Here is a 17,561-nt window from a genome sequence, read left to right as displayed (position 1 = left end):
ATTATTACAAATGTACTGACTACTTCGTCAGTATGCAAGCGATTTTTAAAATATTTTTTTTTGCGGATTAAACCTTTTCAGTTTTTTATAGTATATGGCGTTTAAAGGTTGTTACGACGATTAAAGAACAAATGTTTCGACAAAGGAAAGTTTTATAAATTTTGAGCAATAACAAAGCCTGATGCCCATGCCCACTGAAAGTTATAGCCCCCCAACCAGCCGGTAACATCCACACACTCGCCACCAAAAAACAACCCAGGCACTTTTTTAGCTTCAAGGGTCTTTGATGACAGTTCGTCGGTAGATACGCCGCCGCGCATTACTTCGGCTTTATCATAACCTTTATCGCCTGCTGGTTTCACCCTAAAATGGTGGATGAGTTGGTCGATAGCCTCCATCTCCTGCCTTGTTAGCGAGGCCAGGTTCTTTTCAACCGGGAGATATTTGCTCAATGCATCGGCAAATTTGCGGGTGTACAAGTTGGCCAACAATCCCGCCAAGGGACGCTTGCCGTTGGTTTGGCGCTCCTGCTCAATCAATTGGGTAATATTTTGGTGAGGGAGCATATCCAGTTCTATCCATTGGCCGGGTCGCCAGTAGGAGGATATTTGCAGGATAGCCGGCCCACTCAATCCCCAGTGGGTAAACAGGATATTCTCTTCGAAACTTATCTCCTCGTTGGAAACCCGGCAGAAGATGCTATTGCCCGATAAAGCTTCGTACCATTCCTGGTCTTTACCGGTGATGGTGAGCGGTACCAGGGCGGGCGCGGTTTCGGTAAGCTTTAAGCCCATGTTGCGGGCGGTACGCAGGCCAAAATCGGTAGCGCCCATTTTGGGGATGGGCAAGCCTCCTGAAGCGATGACGACCTTTGGCGCGAAGATTTGTTCTTCCCTCCCATTGCGTTCGAAGGTTACACTAAAGCCATTGTCGGTTTTAGTGATGGCTTTGACTTCGGTATCGCACCAAAGTTCCTGCCCCAAGTCGGCGCAAAGCGCGGTAAAAACATTGACGATATCCTTCGCGTTATTGGTTGTGGGGAACAACTGCCCGAGTGTTTTTTCCTGTCCTTCGATGCCATAGGTTTCGAAAAAGATGATGGTATCTTCTACCGTCCACTGCGAAAAGGCCGACTTGCAAAAATGCGGGTTGGCGGATATGAACTGCTGGTCGGTGGCATACGTATTGGTGTAGTTGCAGCGCCCGCCGCCGCTAATCAATATCTTGGCGCCGGGTTGAGTGTTCTTTTCGAGGATGAGCGTTCTTTTACCTAAAAAGCCCGCCTGTACGGCACACATCAGTCCGCAAGCGCCGCCGCCTACAATTATTGCGTCAAAGTGGGTTTGTTTTTTTAAATTTGTAGCCATGGGCGATGTTGTGCAAATATCAGAATTTGGAAAGATAATACTCTTTTTAATTATCGGCATTATCATGATGGCCGTAGCCTTTTTTGTGAACCACATGTTGGCACCCAATAACCCGACGCCCGAGAAGCTGACTTCGTATGAATGCGGCGAAGAACCCGAAGGAAATGCATGGTTGCAGTTCAACGCTAAGTTCTACGTCATAGCTTTGATATTCTTGCTGTTTGATGTGGAGATGGTGTTTATTTTTCCATGGGCAACGGTCTTTGGCAGCCACCAACTGATAGCGGCAGATGCGCGATGGGGATGGTTTAGTTTAACGGAGATGTTTGTTTTTGTGGGGATACTGATATTAGGATTAGCTTATGTTTGGGTGAAAGGCGACCTGAATTGGGTAAGGCCGCATCCCATAAAACCAATTGTTGATACCAAAATACCTGTAGATTTGTACAAAAAAATCAACTTCGAACAAAGTGGATATCGTGTAATAGCATTTACGATGGAAACGGCAAAACCTGAACCGGTGGCCGCTGCAACAGAAACTGCTACCGCACCTGCCACTGCTACTAAACGTCCGATGTTTAAACCTACTTTTAAAAAGCCCACGAATGAATCCTGAAACGATGAACCAAGGTGGAGATGTGATGGTTACCAAACTGGACGACCTGATGAACTGGGCGCGATTATCATCGCTGTGGCCGCTCAGTTTTGGTATTGCCTGCTGCGCGATTGAAATGATGGGGGCATTTGCATCTACGTACGATATGGACCGTTTTGGCGTATTCCCGAGACCATCGGCAAGGCAGGCGGATGTGATCATCATCGCCGGGACGGTTACCTTTAAAATGGCCGAACGCATCAAGCGCCTTTACGAACAAATGCCCGAGCCTAAGTATGTGATATCAATGGGCTCCTGCTCTAACTGTGGCGGACCTTATTGGCAGCATGGCTACCATGTTGTAAAGGGGGTAGACCGTATCATACCCGTGGATATTTATGTACAAGGATGCCCCCCAAGGCCCGAGGCTTTGATTGGTGGTATATTGGAGCTGCAGAAGAAGATAGCGGGAAGCCCCCTAACCCCCTGAAGGGGGAACTGAATGCAAGATGGAAGAAGTGAATAATAAAGATACGGGTAAATTGTGGAGTAACCTTTCTCAAGAAGAAAAGGAAGACATTCTATTGTCTTATCAGGAATCTGAGGATGAAGATAATTTGATCGTAGCTTCCGAAATGTTCGGGAAGCTTAAATTATAATAGCCCCTCACCTCTTATACCCGTCCATCACCCCGCCTTGAAAAGGCGACCATAAGCCCTGCTCTACCCCGGCGGCTTTTAGCGCGCCACAAGTCCATACGTTGCAGGTTTTCAAGAAGCTATAGTGGCCGTTGGCTTCATAAAAATTGTCGTTATCGCCATAACCTTTGCCGGGGAACAAGCCCGGTTTACCATTGTGCAGTGTTATGGTAGCTTGTATATAGGCAATCAATTGTTTGTATTGTTCGGTGTTGATACAGATCCGTTGGCAAACTTTGGGCACAACCTGCGGAGCATGTTTATCATAATACACATGGATTGCCGAGCTATCCAAAAAGAACAAGGCGTTAAAAGCGGTCGAGAATTTGAGGTCGCTCCAGTTTGGCGTGTTCAGGTAAAAGGCTTTATCGCCCCAGCCTACTTCAATGTATTGAAAGGTACTGTCGACAGCCTTGAACGTAGTAGGTGGAAACTCGGTGCGCCAATCGATAAACCTTGTTTTAACCGGCATGGCGATATCGGTGTGCACCCCGTTTGAGCAAATATAGATGGTAATGCCGTTTGGGTCTTCGGTAAAGTCAGTATTCACTTTTATGTTTGGTAACAAAAATGCGAGCAGGAAATACAGAGCAAATATGCCAACAATGGTCAGCACAATATATTTTATCCGGCGAATTAACTTTTTAAACACGGCTCCATTATTTGTAACACAAGTTTAACAGAATATCCCGCATAAAAAAACCCAAATTCCGCTTTCGCGAAAATTGGGCTCAATATAGGTAGGTGATGTAATTTATTTGCCGTAGTCGAGCACGTTATCAATACCATGTATCACGCCATGTGGATCCATAATATCGTAGTTTAAAAAGTATGCCTGGTTGCCCTTGGCATCGGTTAATAGCAATTGGTTGTCCTTTGTGCGTGCCAATGTAAGTTTTTCGCCCAAAATATTGGTAAAGGTGGTTTTACCTTTGCCTAAGCCCAGTTTCTTGATGATGTCCGCTTTAGCGAACTTACCTTTAACAATATGTGCCTTTAGCACCAATGCCAATTTTGCCGGATCGTTGGTCAAACTGTCCAATTTGCCCGGCGACATGTTCCTGAAGATGATATTATGGGGGGCAAACACGGTATAGGTGCCCAAAGCAGCCAATGTGGCATCCATGTTGGCCGAACGTACCAGACTGGCAAATTTATAATAGGTCGATTCATCGCCAATGCCGCTTAAAGCGGTACTTGCAGGCGGTGGGGCCTGTGCTAACACACGGCTGGTAAGCACAGTTACCGAACTTACCGTCAACATTAAAATAAACAATAACTTTTTCATAGGTTTTAACAGTTTGAAAATACAATAACAGGTTTTTTACAAAAATTGCAATAAACTAATAGATTTGTTATACAACGTCGAAAATAGGCAGAAGTTTTAAAGCCTTGTATGTGTAATATAAATTTTACCTGAATAATATCTTATCAGGCCACGGTTACCGACATATTTCATACTAATTTAACATGCGAGCTTTGCCCCTTAACTGAATTAGTTTTACTTTAGCATCGTATGAAAGCAATCAAAAAACTCAGTTTAATAGCCTTGTTCTTTTACCTGCCGTTACAGTCGATGGCGTGGGGGCAATTAGGGCACCGTATTGTAGCGCAAATAGCCGACAGTTATTTAACCCCAAAAGCCAGGGTAGAACTTCAAAAAATATTGGGCAATGAGTCGCTGGCCATGGCAAGCACCTGGGCCGATTTTATCAAATCGGACCCGGCATATAGCTACTTATCTCCGTGGCACTACCTTGACTTCGCGCCAAACCAAAACCATGAGCAGGTAATGGCCTATTTAAAAACAGATACCGTTGCCGACGCCTATACCAAGCTTAACTTTATGATAGGCGAGCTTAAGAAAAAAGATTTGCCGCAAGACAAGAAACTGATGTATGTACGTTTGGTTATCCATATTGTGGGCGATATACATCAGCCATTCCACGCGGGTCGCGCCGAAGACCAGGGCGGTAATAAGATACAGGTAATGTGGGCCGGGCAACAAACCAACCTGCATAGCCTATGGGATAGCAAACTGATAGACGACCAGCAATTCAGTTATACCGAATATGCTAACAATCTGAACCATACCACCGCCGAACAACGCGCCGAACTGGATAAAGGCGGCATTGGCGAGTGGATATATCAGTCGAACCAGATAGCCGAGCAATTGTACAACGAACTAAAAGATCCTAACCCAAAATTAAGCTACCGTTATACTTTCGACCATATTCACATTGTTAACGAACAATTATTGAAAGGCGGCGTAAGACTTGCCTATGTATTAAACGGCATATTTGGCGCTTAAAATAAGCTATGGTAGTGGGTGAAGAACCACATTCACTACCATTCCTTATCTTAAAATGTTAAAAACTATTTCAAACTTCCATCATAATGTTCCGTTATTTTGGAGGATATAATTGACTTGAATTTAACATAACACTGTGAAAGTTTTAAAAATTACCGCGCTTAGCCTGTCGCTCGTTTTAGGAAGCATTGTTACCGGCCGCTCATCCTCCAAAAACGTTTTAACCCTGCCCGACCCGGCAACCATCATCGCGAAAAAGCAGGTACCTATATTATGCTATCACCAAATACGGGATTGGACGGCCAAGGACAGTAAAAACGCCAAAGATTACATCTGCCCTATCGCGGCTTTTAAAGCAGATATGAAAATGCTGGCCGACAGTGGTTACCATACCATTTTGCCTGACCAGTTATATGCCTATTTAACCGCCGGCGGAACATTACCGACAAAACCCATTATGTTGACGTTTGATGATACCGACGAAGACCAGTTTACCATAGCCCGGCCTGAGTTGAAAAAATATGGCTTTAAAGCTGTGTATTTTGTGATGACGGTTTCATTGGGCCGGCCGAGGTATATGACCAAAGAACAGGTAAAACAATTGAGCGACGAAGGCAATATCATCGGCAGCCATACCTGGGACCACCACATGGTTTCTAAATACACACACAACGACATTATGAAACTGGCCAACGGCAAGACCAAAACTGTTGACGATTGGGCGGTACAAATTGACAAGCCTACCAAACAACTGGAAGACATCACCGGTAAAAAAATAGACTACTTTGCCTACCCTTTCGGGATATGGAACAAAGCAGCCTTGCCTGAAATTAAAAAACGTGGTTTTAAAGCAGCATTCCAGTTGGCCGATAAGCGCGACCCTAACGACCCGCTGATGACCATACGCCGTATTATTGCCAGTGGTTATTGGAGCCCGAAAACGTTGAGCACCAGTATCAGGCAGAGCTTTAAGTAAAAGGAATTACACTGATTGGGGATTGATTTCACCGATTTGGGTTCTATTTCAAATACTCGCTATTTGAAATGCAGCGCCCAGTACTTGATACCAAATATTACTACTATCAGTAGTATGAGGATAACATAGCTCCATACATTGGCGAAGTTAAAGGTCCAGCCCATGCCAAACCGTTTGGGCACAAAAAGGCTTTTATCGCTCTTATCGTAATAAAATATACCCAATTTGTAGGGGCTTGGTTTTTCTTCCGGCTCTTCCATGTTTAAATATCATCCCCTTCCTCAAGTAATAATTTCTCGGCATCACGTTCTTTGTCCCTGCCTATGAGTTTTAAAAGCGTTGGCAAAACAATCAGCAACAAGGGCAGCGCGAATATCAACCCGCCAATTACTGCGATAGCCAATGGTTGGTGCAACTGTGCGCCGGTGCCTATGCCTAATGCCAAGGGCAGCAGGGCGATGATGGCGCCGGTGGCTGTCATCAGTTTGGGGCGTAAACGGGCGGCAATGGCGTGTACAATGCTTTGTTCGCTGGTCCATTCGTACCTGCCGGTGTCGTATTGGTGATAGGTAAATATCGCGTTCTCGGCAATGATACCGATGATCATAATGATGCCGGTATAGCTACCCACGTTTAATGGCGTATGGGTTACCAACAAAGCCAAAAAGCAGCCTGCCGCACCCAACACTGCCAAAAAGATGATGACAAAAGCAGCTAAGAAATTGCGGAACAGCGCCAACAATACAATAAATACCAATATGCTGGCCAATATCAAAATAGTAAGCAATTCTTTAAATGCCTGTTGTTGTTCGGCGTAATCGCCGCCATATTCAATGTGGTATCCGGGCGGAAGGCTTAGTTTACCCAATTTACTTTGTATCTCTTTCAGCGTACTGCCCAAATCGCGGTTATCCAAACGGGCGCTGATCACACCGATCATTTTTTGGTTCTCGCGAACAATCTCGGCCACGCCGGGTTCAACGCTCACTTTGGCCAGCGAAGTAAGCGCTTTTGTTTGCCCGCCGGGCAAAAACACACTGGCCGACTGAAACTGTTGCAATGATGTTTGCGAGGCATTAGGATAAATCATGCGGATGTTTACCGATTGCTCCTTGTCGATAATGGTGCTGATCACATCGCCGTCTAATTGTGCTTGTAGCTGGAACTGGAAGTCGGATGGGTTCATGCCCAACTGGGCCAGACGTGTTACATCGGGGCTTACATTGATCTCTGGTCCTGCAATGGTGATCCCGTTGAATACATCGGCTGTCCCTTTTACTTTCGAAAGGATGTCAGCTCCTTGTTGCGACAAGTTTTGCAATACCATTTGATTGTCGCCATATATCTTTATTTCGATGGGTTGCACCGAGGTCATTAGGTCGCCCAGCATATCCTGTATTACCTGCCCCAAATCGATGGTGAGTTGCGGTAACACGGCGCTTATCTTACCACGTATATCGTCCGAAACGGCGTCTGTGGATTTATCGCGTTTCTTTTTTAGCTGGATCAGGTAGTCGCCTTTATTGGGTTCAGTTACAAAAAAGCCCATTTCGGTACCCAAGCGGCGCGAAAACGATTCTACTTCGGGTGTATTTTTCAATATACCATCCACCTGCTTCATCATGCGGTCGGTTTCTTCCAGGGTAGTTCCGGGCGGGCTCTTGATGTCGAGCACGATAGAACCCTCATCCATCGATGGTAAAAAGCCTGAATCCAGCTTGCCCGGGATGATGACAATCATGGCAATGCATCCCACAATAAACAGCACGCTGATGGCAGGCACTTTGAGGAAGAATTTTATCCAACCGTCGTGTACTTTATGCGGTTTATGTTGCTTGTTTTTGAGCGGGATGAAAATGAACAGCATGGGCAACAGCAGCCAGGTTACAAAGAACGACATGCTGAGCGTAATGATCATGGTAAAAGCCAATACCTTAAAATAAGCCCCCGCTACCCCGCTCATTAAAATAAACGGAATAAATATAACGATGGTGCTTAACGATGAACCCAGCATAGACGGGAACAGGTACTTGATGGCTTTACGTACAGTATGGTGCATGCCCTCGTTGGGATGATCTTCGTGGCTGCGGAATATTTGCTCGACGACGATTACCGCATCATCTATCATCAAACCAATGGCGGCGGCAATGGCACCCAAAGTCATGATATTGATGGTATAGCCTGCAAGCAATAAAACCGTTAAGGATAAAGCCAGTGTGGTTGGTATGGTGATGAGGATAATCAAACTGGCCCTGAACGAACGCAGGAACACAATGACTACCAAAATTGCCAGTACGAGGCCTATCCAGAGTACGTCTTCAATACTTTTAACACTATCTGTAACAAAATCAGCTTGTTTGTAGTATGGGCGTATATGGACATCCTTAGGTAATATCTTGCTGAGTTCTTCTACTTTTTCGTTGATGCCGTCATTCACTTCGATAAGGTTGGCATCTGGCTGCTTGATTACGGCTATGAGCGGCACATCCTTACCATTGGCGTTGATGCGTACGTATTCCTTTTGCTCGGTGATTTTCACATCGGCCAAATCCTTCAACAGTATGGTGCGGTGCGGACTGTTCAATACCACCAGGTTTTGCAACTTGTCTACATTATCGATCGCGTTATTGGTTAGGTTGAGGTATAAACGGCCATGGTCGTTGATGTAACCGTTAGATGCTAATATATTGGCCTGTGTAATAGCTGTATTGATTTGCGCTGGAACAACGCCCAATGCTGTCAGTTTAGAGGGTTGTAATATTACCTGGTATTCTTTGGTCTTGCCGCCAATAACCGCGATATCAGCCACACCTGGCACTGCCGCCAAAAATGGCCTTACCTGGAACTGGGCTATCTTTTTGAGTTCGATAGCGGTACGTTTGTCGCCTTCGAGGGAGAAACCCATTACCGGTAAGATAGACGGGTTCATTTTTTTAACCGTGATAGCCGTATTGGGTAGCAGGTCGCCTTTGATGGCGTCGGTCAATGCCTGCACCTGGGCCATGGCCTTATCAATATCGGTATCCCAATTTAAAAAGATGTTGATCTCGACGCTGCCACGCGCTGTAGTAGTCCGGATATAACTCAACCCCTCGGTACGCTTAATGGCATTTTCGAGTGGGATGGTTACCGTGGTCATCATTTTATCCACCGGTTGCTGGCCCGCATCGGCAATAAGCTTTATTTTGGGGAAAGTAATATCGGGAAACAAGCCCGTTTTGAGCTGCCTGAAACTGTATACCCCTCCCATAATCACCAATATTAGCAAACCGAGCAATGGTTTTTTATAGTGGTGATGGAACGACAAAACCTGGAGCACTTTTTTGCCCGGCGGAGTAGGTTTATTTGTTGGGCTATCCATTTTTAATCCTTATCGCCTTTACCGGCTATTTTTACTTTCGATGAATCGGCCAAACCATAAGCGCCATCCAGTATCACTTTGTCATTCACGCTCAGGCCTTTGGTTTGTATTTCCTGTAACGAGTCGGCCGATATTTTGCCTGCTTGTACATCCACTTTGTAAGCGCGACCATCTTTCCCTAACTTAAATACCCAGAAATGTTCTTGCGTTTCATCTGTTTGTACAGCTTTAACCGGTACAGCTAAGCCTTGCTGCGGGCCCGATAGTTGTATCAGCACTTTTAAATTGGCGCCCTCGGGCAAATTGCTTGAACCTACCGGAACGATAAATGATTGCGTTTGCGCCAATGGATCGGCTGTAGGAAGTCCGGCTTGCAGGCGGCCGTCCATTTTGCGGCCATCGGGTGTGATGATGGTAACCGATGTGCCCGCCTTTACCCTATCGAGGTACTCTACAGGTACGTTTACCAGCAGCACTAATGATGATTGTTGCGTAAGCGTAGCCAAAATATCGCCCTCGGCAACGTAATCGCCGTTTTGGTAGTTAACCGCGGTGATGATGCCTGTGGTGCCCGATGTAATGGCTATGGGGTTGCGGAATTGTTTGAGGATATCGGTTTTATCCAAACCCTTTAAGGCTTCCTGCTCTTTGCTGGTGATGGTGCAATAGATTTGGCCGGCTTTTACCACATCGCCCATTTTCCAGCCCCGATGGTGCACATATCCCGCAAGGCCCGCGCGGATAACCGCTTTTTGCTGGTACTGGGTTGTTCCCGTAAAGGTGATGCTATTGCTGAAACTATGTGTTACGGGGTTGCCCACGGTAACATTGGGGATGCTGGCTACGGCCGCGTCGTCGGCAGCGGCGGGTGGCGCACTCGAGCATGCCGACTGTAAAATCAGCAGCGCACTTAATCCAAATATGAGGTACCTGTTTTTATACATTTTACCAGTTATAATAGTTGTATTGATCAATTAGCAGCAAAAGCTGTGATTTTGCTACCGTTAAACTCTGTTTTGCCGCGGCGTAATCCTGCAGCGATTTTACGTATTCGATGATGGACAGCTGGCCGCTTTGCAGCTTTTCGGCATCCAGTTTTAGCAAGAGTTCCTGCTTGTCTATCAGGCCCTGTAGTTGGGTATTGCTTTGATTGAATAAGTCAATCTGTTTATGGACGCTTTCGAGGTAATTTTTTTGCTGAACGGTAAAATTATCGCGGGCATAAATGATGTTTTGCTGAGCTACTTTGTTTTGGCTCTCCACTATTTTGCGCTGGTGGCCATCATAAATGGGAATATTTAAGTGAAGCGATACATCGAAACCAACATTATGCGGAATGTTTGTAAAATCGGAAGCCAGCATACCGCCGTTGCCGCCGAGGGTTAAGGTTGGCAGGTATTTGGTATTGAAAGCGTTTTGTTGCAATACAAGATTGAGGCTATCGAGCTTAAATTTTTGTTTGAAATAGAAGGTATTAGGGTTGACAGCTATACTAAGCGCCGGTTCCTGCAATTTGGCCAGACCGGTATCGCTTACAATCGACAGGTTTTTGAGCGTGCCGTAGGCACTCACTTCGGCAATGCGGGCGGTGCTCAGGTCGTTTTGGCGGGTATTCAGTTCTATCTCTAACAGCAAGTAGTCGCTTTGTTGTAACAGGCCGCGTTTTACAAGGGCCTCAACGGTTGGGCGGCGTTCGTTTATTTCGTGGATGATGCTGTTCAGGTATTCTTCCTGCTGTTGGGCCTGGTAAACCAAAATGTATTGGTCGGTAATGGCCCGGCGCAGGTCGTGCTCCAATTGGCCCTTGGCATAGCTGTTGGCATTTGCCAGGCCCGTATTCTGATCCTGCAGGGCGCTGATGGTTTTTTTGTTGAAGAGGTTGAGCGTGGCCTGCATCTGGGTGGCGTAGGTGCCGCCATTGGTTAAACCTATATCATAACCGAAGGCATTATCCGATGGATTGGGCGTGATGCTGATAACATGCCCGTTACTGCCAAAGTATGGTACGAACAAATAATCGGAAGTAAAGGCGACCTGCGGTTTTCTGTTTTGCGCGTCGATCAATTGCGATTGCAGGGTATATAGCTGCTGGTTGTTGACGTTGGTGCGGATGTTAGGGTCGCTTTTAAGGGCATGGTCGATAAAGTAATCGAGCGTGGCTTGCTGCCCCAATACGGGCGTAAAAGCAAAACATATAAAATTGATAACAAGGCTAACAGGTAAGGCAAATCTCATTTAGTATCATCAAACGTTGCTAACAAAACTACTATTAAAATTTGGAGAAAAACTGAACGTAACAGCTTTATTAAGGCTAAATATAGCTTAATTGTTGGTGATGATTAAACAAACCTGAATAATAGCTAATTTTACGGTGCGCGCAAAGGCGCGAGGACGCAAAGTTTTTATCATGTTAGACACCCAAACCCTATACACCGATGCCGTTAACCTGCTGATACAACTGATAGGTACCCCCTCGCTCAGTAAACAGGAAGAGGGCACCGCTAAACTCATCGAGGACTTTTTATGGGGTCATGGGGTCAAAACGCACCGTAGTGACAATAATGTTTGGGCTTACAATCAGCATTTCGATGCGGCAAAGCCGACTATTTTGCTCAATTCGCACCATGATACGGTGAAACCTAATGCCGGTTATACCCGCGACCCGTTCGATGCCAAAATTGAAGACGGCAAGTTGTACGGACTGGGCAGCAATGATGCCGGGGGCTGTCTGGTTTCGTTGATCGCGACCTTCCTTTATTTTTACGACCGCAAAGACCTAAAATATAACCTGTGCCTTGCCGCCACCGCCGAAGAGGAAATAACGGGGATGAATGGCTTAGAAAGCGTACTGCCCGAATTGGGCAAACTCGACTTCGCCATTGTAGGCGAACCTACGCTGATGAATTTGGCCATTGCCGAACGTGGTTTGATGGTGCTGGATTGTACCGCACATGGCAAAGCCGGCCATGCCGCCCGAGAGGAAGGCGAGAACGCCATTTACAAGGCCCTGCCGGATATTGAATGGTTCCGTACCTACCAATTTCCGAAGGTATCGGAGTTGTTTGGGTTGGTGAAGCTATCGGTAACGGTCATCAACGCCGGTACGCAGCATAACGTAGTGCCCGAAAGCTGCACCTTTACAGTAGATGTGCGGGTAACGGATGCTTACCGTAACGAGGAAGTTTTGGAAATCATCAAACAACATGTGAACTGCGATGTAAAGGCACGTTCAACAAGGCTCCGATCATCATCCATACCGAAGGACCACCCTATTGTACAGGCGGGCATAGCGCTGGGCAAAACCACCTACGGCTCGCCAACCACGTCGGACCAGTGCGTGTTGGATATCCCCTCGCTAAAAGTTGGCCCCGGCGATTCGGCGCGCTCGCATATGGCGGATGAGTTTGTGTTTGTAGAGGAGATCAGGGATGGCATTGAGGGGTATGTGGGGATGTTGGAGAGGGTGTTGAATGATTGATTTGTGTGCCAGCAAGTCAGCTGATGCCATTTAAAGGACCTATTTGTATGATTAATGATTATCTTTAATTTCTTTTTATAGCTATAATTCCTTAAATAATGACAACAACAGTGTTAGCAATCGTTATCAGTGCAACTTTGGCAATACTTATACCAGTAATCATTTATGTGAATAAAAGATATTTTGTCGGAGGATTTTTGACAATCAAAATTGATTTCAAAACCGGCACTTCTTCTCCGGCCGGGGTGCTAATACCTTATATTGATGAAGATGGTTTTGGAATAAGAAATAGGTCAATAGTAAGGCATCATTTGACTTGGACTTACAAATTGACAATTACTAACAATTCCGACCATACGGCCTATTTTCCAAGACTTTACTATAAAAACGACCAATTTCCAGATATAACAATAGAAAAACTTGAAGAGTTGAAACCAATAGGAAGCAAAGAGTCTGTAACTATGAATATTAAATTCTTCGAGAATAGTGATACATTGCCAACACAAAGAAAACAAACAGATAAACCGCCTACAGATTTTACAACACTACGATTGTTATTGGAATATTATAATGGATACGATTCAAAATTCTATACTTTGTATGACAACGCAGACAAATCAAATAAACCTTCCAAATTGAGGCCAAATTTTTAAGGTTACGCCCGTACAGCCTTCGCCAGTAGGCGTTAATTTACCTTCCAGAGAACCATTTAATAAGTATTTCTTAAATCAATATAAAAAACGATTTTTGTCATATAGCTTTTTAACCTCGCAAAAATTTACTCCATTTAACAATGTCTGGTTTGAATGAAAAGATTGCCGAAGCAAATAAACATTTTGAAGCTGCAAATACTTACAAGGATGTTGCCATTCGAAATGATAATAATCTTTCAGTATTTAAGCAAGCCGCTGACAGTTACTTCATAGCTGCAGGTCTGTTGAATGAAATATTTAATGATTCGCGAGAGCTTTCTGAAAAGGTTCGCGCTAAAGCCTTGCATCATTATTATTTGTATGAATATTTCATTTGCCTTTTTCCGTTAGATTTTAAAGTCGGGAACTTTGAAAAAGCATCAAAATTGGCACAAAAAGCGGAAGATAATATATCAGCCGCGCTTAAAGCGGTCGACATTAATCTTCAGAAAATCGATAAAACGTCAAAAGACTTTTTGACAAACATGAGAAAAAATTGGCAACCTTTGACTTATTCCGCCCGTCTGAATAAACTTGAGTGTTTTGCCAAAAAAGCAGTAATTTCAAATAATCTGATTGATGCCTACGACCATTATAGCCAAATGGTAAACATTCAGGAGCAAGTCTACCGTTATGAGGAAGCCGAAGGATTTGATCAAAAATTCATACGCATTGCAAAGGGAAACTTTATAGCTATGAATGCAAATGTAAGCCAGGTGATGGGCGGTTTAATTAAACAAAAGATTTTTGACGGAACCTTCAGCTTTGATATGACAGTTGACCTAATTGGACAGTTTTTAAAGTCAATAGAATTATCGACGTCGGCATTCGATGCCAACCCTGAATGGGATGTTTATCGAGTTGGCGCTGAAGAAATAAAAAGATATATTTATGAAATATTACAACAAAATAAAACGAATTGGTTCAATTATATCACCGAGTTTGACAATAACATAATTATCCAAAATCTTATGCGCAAAATTGATAACAAAGAATATAATAGGCAGCTTGCGAAAACAGAGATAGAAGCAGATAAGCTAAAGAAATTTTTAATCACGGGCTTTTTTTGGATTGGTATGTTTTGCGTGATTGTTTATGCTTTGCTTGCTGTAGCACAAGCAGATATTTCTTGGTATCGATTTTGCGCAGTTTTTTTCGGTATACCGGTAGTCTTTACTATTGTAGGGGCATTCGCTTTGAAAAGTACCGATGGCTTGAAAGAAGAAAATTTCATGAAACTTATCCAATTAGTTTTGAAAATTAACTTTCAGGGTTTGAAAGTGTTATCCGGCAAAAAGGAAGATATGGATTCTCCATCAATTTAGATGTCTACTTAGCTGGTCTAATTTCAGCCAATAATGATCCCGCTCCTGCAATCGACGGATTTCTTACATCAATTTATATATAAACTCTTCTATCTCCTCCCCGCGTGCGTTGGCGAACCCTTTGTCGGTGCCGATCTTTTTAAAACCGCATTTTTCCAGTACCCGCTGCGAGCCAAAATTGTCGAATGCCGTCCGCCCGAACAGTGGCCTGGCATGTTCAATGGAAAGGATTTTTTGGAGTGCTTGGGTGGCGATACCTTTGCCCCAAAAGTTTCGGTCTATCCAATAAGTAATTTCGGCATCGCTGTGCATTACAAATTTGGCAATGCTGCCCACTATGTTGCCATTTACAAATATCGTTTGGTTATTTACGGTCGGGTTGCTGAGCAGGGGTGTCATTTTTGCGAGGTAGGCGGCCTTGTCTGTGGGGTCTTTCGGCATAAAAGCGGCTAAGTAGCGGCCTTCTTCGTCGCATTGAAAGCGGAAGAGATGCTCCAGGTGGGCTATTTCGGTTGGTTTTAATATTGGTTCGGCTTTGCTCATCGTTATTTACGTAACTTTAAACAAATTAAATCAATAACCATGTCGAAAGCAAAATTTAACCCCGGCGATATTGTGGTGCATGTGCTGGAACCCCGCAATAAAATCGTGATCTTATCGCAAAGCAAAGTGCACGACGACCTTTATACCTGCCGTTGCTATAATAAACTAACGGGCTTATATGTTACGCAGGATTTTTGGGGCATTGAGCTTTTGTTGGCCGCGGGGGAATATGCGGGGGAATAGTAGTTAAAAATTGGTACCTTTAACCACCAAATTCCTTTATAAACCTTTTTTAAAGCACCTTCAAAATGAAAAATACGCGAGTAGCCGCCTTGAGTTTGGTTATTGTAGTGGCCATATACGGATGTGGCAAATCGCAATCGAGTGATCAGGGAACCAATACGCCACCGGCAAGTACCTATCAGGACCCGGCGCAATATGGCACTCCATACGCGGGTGTGCCTGCGACCAAAGACATTGTGATGTACGAGGTGAACATGAAAACATACACCCCGGCAGGTTTTCAGGCTGTTACCACCAGGCTCGACTCGATAAAAGCCTTGGGCGTAAATGTGGTGTGGCTGATGCCCACCTACCCAATCGGCGTGTTGAAAGCGGTTGGCTCGCCCTATGCCGTTCAGGACTATAATGGGGTAAACGCAAGCTTCGGTACGCTGGACGATCTGCGCGCTTTAGTAGCGAAGGCCCATACCTTGAGCATGTCGGTTATATTTGATTGGGTGGCCGACCATACCTCGTGGGATAATGCCTGGATAAGCAATAAGGCTTGGTACCAGCAAGATGCTTCAGGCAATATAATTATCCCACCGGGTACCAATTATACCGATGTGGCAGCTTTAAATTATACCAATACCGATATGCGCACCGCCATGATCAGGGCTATGAAATATTGGATATTTAATGCCAATATTGATGGCTACCGGTGCGATTTTGCCGATAACATACCCGCCGATTTTTGGACGCAGGCTTTGGATACCTTAAGCAACATAAAAACACATAAACTGATCTATTTGGCAGAGGGAACGAAAGGCAGCGAAATAACAGCAGGATTTCAACTCGGATATGCATTTAGCTATTACAGTACGATTAAAGGCTTGTTTGGGGGCACACAAGTGCCGGGCGACCTGTTCAACACCAACACATCCGAGCTGGCCTCACTGCCATCGCCGGGCATAAAGCTAAGATACATCACCAACCATGATGATGCTTCATCGGACGGCAGCACCATCACAGAATATGGCTCGAAACAAGGCGCATTGGCGGCATTTGTAGCGGCCGCGTATATGGGTGGGGTTCCGTTGATCTACGACAGCCAGGAGGTGGGTTATCCCAACGCCATCAACTTTTTTAACAACGTGGCGGTTGATTACACCGCCAACCCTGATATGGTGGCCGCCTATAAAAAGATATTGGCTTTCAGGGCCGCGCACGAGGCGGTGAAAACCGGCGCCTTAACCCCTTATACCGACAATAACGTTGTGGTGTTCGAAAAGACGTCGGGTACGGACGATGTGTTGATCTTGATCAATATCCGCAACAGCGTACAAACCTATAACGTGCCGGCCGCCCTGCAAAACTCGACATGGAAAAACGGGTTGGCTACAGCAAATGTTACATTGGGCAGCCAATATGTTTTACAACCGTATAGCTACCTGGTATTGAGCAAATAGCAGGATTATTTAAGGTTGCCGACGTTTTGGTAGTGTCAATAATGCGACACCACTTTTCCCGTGCCTTTTCGTTATATTTGTATATCAGGAAAATGAACGAAGTAAAAATGGTAACAGTGAAAAAAGTTCTTACTTTTTCCCCCTTTGGAAAGTCATTGGTCATCCCGATAGCTATCGGGAAATCATTGGAATGGCGGGTGAGAGAAAGAGGGTAATTGAATATTTGAAAAGTTCTTACTTTTTCCCCCTTACAGGAGAGAGTCAAGAATCACGAGCCGAGAATCAAGAGTCAAATATGGTCGAAAAAGTTCTTACTTTTTCCCCCCTGTGGTTGGATGATTCAAACATCGAATATTTTTCCTAATTTTAGTGTAAGGTATGCTGACCGATATCGACTAAGGGATAAAATCATTTATTTAAAACGATATGAAAACTTATAAGATACTGACAATCATTGGCTTATTAAGCCTAACAGCATTAACATTCAGCGCGTTCAGGACTCCGCGCAAAGCCAAGGCCGCTCC

The 17,561-nt window shown here is 44.8% G+C and carries 18 protein-coding genes; 10 read left to right on the top strand and 8 right to left on the bottom strand.

Going from position 1 to position 17,561, the window contains the following annotated elements; genetic code table 11:
• Positions 1-152: 152 nt before the first annotated feature.
• Entirely contained in the window at positions 153-1,367 is a 1,215-nt protein-coding gene (locus QZX97_RS07930) for an NAD(P)/FAD-dependent oxidoreductase (protein WP_295648555.1), read from the bottom strand.
• On the opposite strand from QZX97_RS07930, the gene QZX97_RS07925 reads away from it, so the two are divergent.
• The 3 genes from QZX97_RS07925 to QZX97_RS07915 are packed head-to-tail and all read left to right on the top strand — an operon-like array spanning position 1,366 to position 2,621.
• The gene (locus QZX97_RS07925; RefSeq protein WP_295648552.1) at positions 1,366-1,983 is read left to right on the top strand and encodes an NADH-quinone oxidoreductase subunit A; all 618 of its coding nucleotides are present in this window, start codon (positions 1,366-1,368) and stop codon (positions 1,981-1,983) included. The genes QZX97_RS07930 and QZX97_RS07925 overlap by 2 nt on opposite strands.
• A complete protein-coding gene (locus tag QZX97_RS07920) occupies positions 1,973-2,452 on the top strand; it encodes an NADH-quinone oxidoreductase subunit B (RefSeq protein ID WP_295648549.1) in 480 nt (159 codons plus the stop codon). The genes QZX97_RS07925 and QZX97_RS07920 overlap by 11 nt, the downstream gene beginning before the upstream one ends.
• Positions 2,453-2,471: 19 nt before the next feature.
• Positions 2,472-2,621 carry a hypothetical protein gene (locus tag QZX97_RS07915; RefSeq protein ID WP_295648546.1) on the top strand — a complete coding sequence of 50 codons (150 nt, stop codon included), beginning with the start codon at positions 2,472-2,474 and terminating at the stop codon, positions 2,619-2,621.
• Between the two features lie 7 nt (positions 2,622-2,628).
• On the opposite strand, the gene QZX97_RS07910 is transcribed toward QZX97_RS07915, so the two are convergent.
• On the bottom strand, positions 2,629-3,312 hold the full coding sequence (locus QZX97_RS07910; RefSeq protein WP_295648543.1) for a TIGR02117 family protein: 684 nt from the start codon (positions 3,310-3,312) through the stop codon (positions 2,629-2,631).
• 102 nt (positions 3,313-3,414) lie between these two features.
• Positions 3,415-3,948 carry a fasciclin domain-containing protein gene (locus QZX97_RS07905; RefSeq protein ID WP_295648540.1) on the bottom strand — a complete coding sequence of 178 codons (534 nt, stop codon included), beginning with the start codon at positions 3,946-3,948 and terminating at the stop codon, positions 3,415-3,417.
• Positions 3,949-4,176: 228 nt separating this feature from the next.
• Here QZX97_RS07905 and QZX97_RS07900 point away from each other — a divergent pair, with 228 nt between their 5' ends.
• Both QZX97_RS07900 and QZX97_RS07895 read left to right on the top strand, forming a co-directional pair.
• On the top strand, positions 4,177-4,971 hold the full coding sequence (locus tag QZX97_RS07900) for a S1/P1 nuclease (RefSeq protein WP_295648537.1): 795 nt from the start codon (positions 4,177-4,179) through the stop codon (positions 4,969-4,971).
• A 136-nt stretch (positions 4,972-5,107) separates the two neighbouring features.
• A complete protein-coding gene (locus QZX97_RS07895; RefSeq protein ID WP_295664557.1) occupies positions 5,108-5,947 on the top strand; it encodes a polysaccharide deacetylase family protein in 840 nt (279 codons plus the stop codon).
• Between the two features lie 59 nt (positions 5,948-6,006).
• Here the strand turns inward: QZX97_RS07895 and QZX97_RS07890 are convergent, their stop codons facing one another.
• The 4 genes from QZX97_RS07890 to QZX97_RS07875 are packed head-to-tail and all read right to left on the bottom strand — an operon-like array spanning position 6,007 to position 11,543.
• Positions 6,007-6,207 (bottom strand): DUF5808 domain-containing protein, encoded by a 201-nt coding sequence (locus tag QZX97_RS07890; RefSeq protein ID WP_295664556.1) that lies wholly within the window; start codon positions 6,205-6,207, stop codon positions 6,007-6,009.
• A 2-nt stretch (positions 6,208-6,209) separates the two neighbouring features.
• Positions 6,210-9,308 (bottom strand): efflux RND transporter permease subunit, encoded by a 3,099-nt coding sequence (locus QZX97_RS07885; RefSeq protein WP_295651731.1) that lies wholly within the window; start codon positions 9,306-9,308, stop codon positions 6,210-6,212.
• 2 nt (positions 9,309-9,310) lie between these two features.
• The gene (locus QZX97_RS07880; protein ID WP_295651733.1) at positions 9,311-10,252 is read right to left on the bottom strand and encodes an efflux RND transporter periplasmic adaptor subunit; all 942 of its coding nucleotides are present in this window, start codon (positions 10,250-10,252) and stop codon (positions 9,311-9,313) included.
• A 1-nt stretch (position 10,253) separates the two neighbouring features.
• Positions 10,254-11,543, bottom strand: coding sequence for a TolC family protein (locus QZX97_RS07875; RefSeq protein WP_295654921.1), 1,290 nt, complete (start codon positions 11,541-11,543; stop codon positions 10,254-10,256).
• A 172-nt stretch (positions 11,544-11,715) separates the two neighbouring features.
• Between QZX97_RS07875 and QZX97_RS07870 the strand changes: the two genes are divergently transcribed.
• The 3 genes from QZX97_RS07870 (at position 11,716) to QZX97_RS07860 (ending at position 14,803) form a co-directional block, all read left to right on the top strand.
• Positions 11,716-12,786: a M20 family metallo-hydrolase gene (locus QZX97_RS07870; RefSeq protein WP_295654920.1), complete on the top strand. Its 1,071-nt coding sequence runs from the start codon at positions 11,716-11,718 to the stop codon at positions 12,784-12,786.
• 98 nt (positions 12,787-12,884) lie between these two features.
• Positions 12,885-13,439: a hypothetical protein gene (locus QZX97_RS07865; protein ID WP_295654918.1), complete on the top strand. Its 555-nt coding sequence runs from the start codon at positions 12,885-12,887 to the stop codon at positions 13,437-13,439.
• Positions 13,440-13,579: 140 nt separating this feature from the next.
• Positions 13,580-14,803 (top strand): hypothetical protein, encoded by a 1,224-nt coding sequence (locus QZX97_RS07860; RefSeq protein WP_295664555.1) that lies wholly within the window; start codon positions 13,580-13,582, stop codon positions 14,801-14,803.
• Positions 14,804-14,866: 63 nt separating this feature from the next.
• On the opposite strand, the gene QZX97_RS07855 is transcribed toward QZX97_RS07860, so the two are convergent.
• Positions 14,867-15,346, bottom strand: a complete 480-nt coding sequence (locus QZX97_RS07855; RefSeq protein WP_295654914.1) for a GNAT family N-acetyltransferase — start codon at positions 15,344-15,346, stop codon at positions 14,867-14,869.
• A 39-nt stretch (positions 15,347-15,385) separates the two neighbouring features.
• Here QZX97_RS07855 and QZX97_RS07850 point away from each other — a divergent pair, with 39 nt between their 5' ends.
• Positions 15,386-15,589 carry a hypothetical protein gene (locus tag QZX97_RS07850; protein ID WP_295654912.1) on the top strand — a complete coding sequence of 68 codons (204 nt, stop codon included), beginning with the start codon at positions 15,386-15,388 and terminating at the stop codon, positions 15,587-15,589.
• A 65-nt stretch (positions 15,590-15,654) separates the two neighbouring features.
• Entirely contained in the window at positions 15,655-17,037 is a 1,383-nt protein-coding gene (locus QZX97_RS07845; protein WP_295654910.1) for an alpha-amylase family glycosyl hydrolase, read from the top strand.
• The last annotated feature ends 524 nt before the right edge of the window (positions 17,038-17,561 follow it).

The sequence above is a fragment of the uncultured Mucilaginibacter sp. genome (assembly GCF_903893715.1).
Lineage (GTDB): Bacteria > Bacteroidota > Bacteroidia > Sphingobacteriales > Sphingobacteriaceae > Mucilaginibacter.
This window is presented reverse-complemented; position numbering and strand designations above follow the sequence as displayed.

Coding starts and splice junctions, on each gene's coding strand:
- QZX97_RS07925 (WP_295648552.1), top strand. CDS start 1,366: ATGGGCGATGTTGTGCAAATATCAGAATTTGGAAAGATAATACTCTTT.
- QZX97_RS07930 (WP_295648555.1), bottom strand. CDS start 1,367: ATGGCTACAAATTTAAAAAAACAAACCCACTTTGACGCAATAATTGTA.
- QZX97_RS07920 (WP_295648549.1), top strand. CDS start 1,973: ATGAATCCTGAAACGATGAACCAAGGTGGAGATGTGATGGTTACCAAA.
- QZX97_RS07915 (WP_295648546.1), top strand. CDS start 2,472: ATGGAAGAAGTGAATAATAAAGATACGGGTAAATTGTGGAGTAACCTT.
- QZX97_RS07905 (WP_295648540.1), bottom strand. CDS start 3,948: ATGAAAAAGTTATTGTTTATTTTAATGTTGACGGTAAGTTCGGTAACT.
- QZX97_RS07900 (WP_295648537.1), top strand. CDS start 4,177: ATGAAAGCAATCAAAAAACTCAGTTTAATAGCCTTGTTCTTTTACCTG.
- QZX97_RS07890 (WP_295664556.1), bottom strand. CDS start 6,207: ATGGAAGAGCCGGAAGAAAAACCAAGCCCCTACAAATTGGGTATATTT.
- QZX97_RS07885 (WP_295651731.1), bottom strand. CDS start 9,308: ATGGATAGCCCAACAAATAAACCTACTCCGCCGGGCAAAAAAGTGCTC.
- QZX97_RS07880 (WP_295651733.1), bottom strand. CDS start 10,252: ATGTATAAAAACAGGTACCTCATATTTGGATTAAGTGCGCTGCTGATT.
- QZX97_RS07875 (WP_295654921.1), bottom strand. CDS start 11,543: ATGAGATTTGCCTTACCTGTTAGCCTTGTTATCAATTTTATATGTTTT.
- QZX97_RS07870 (WP_295654920.1), top strand. CDS start 11,716: ATGTTAGACACCCAAACCCTATACACCGATGCCGTTAACCTGCTGATA.
- QZX97_RS07865 (WP_295654918.1), top strand. CDS start 12,885: ATGACAACAACAGTGTTAGCAATCGTTATCAGTGCAACTTTGGCAATA.
- QZX97_RS07860 (WP_295664555.1), top strand. CDS start 13,580: ATGTCTGGTTTGAATGAAAAGATTGCCGAAGCAAATAAACATTTTGAA.
- QZX97_RS07855 (WP_295654914.1), bottom strand. CDS start 15,346: ATGAGCAAAGCCGAACCAATATTAAAACCAACCGAAATAGCCCACCTG.
- QZX97_RS07850 (WP_295654912.1), top strand. CDS start 15,386: ATGTCGAAAGCAAAATTTAACCCCGGCGATATTGTGGTGCATGTGCTG.
- QZX97_RS07845 (WP_295654910.1), top strand. CDS start 15,655: ATGAAAAATACGCGAGTAGCCGCCTTGAGTTTGGTTATTGTAGTGGCC.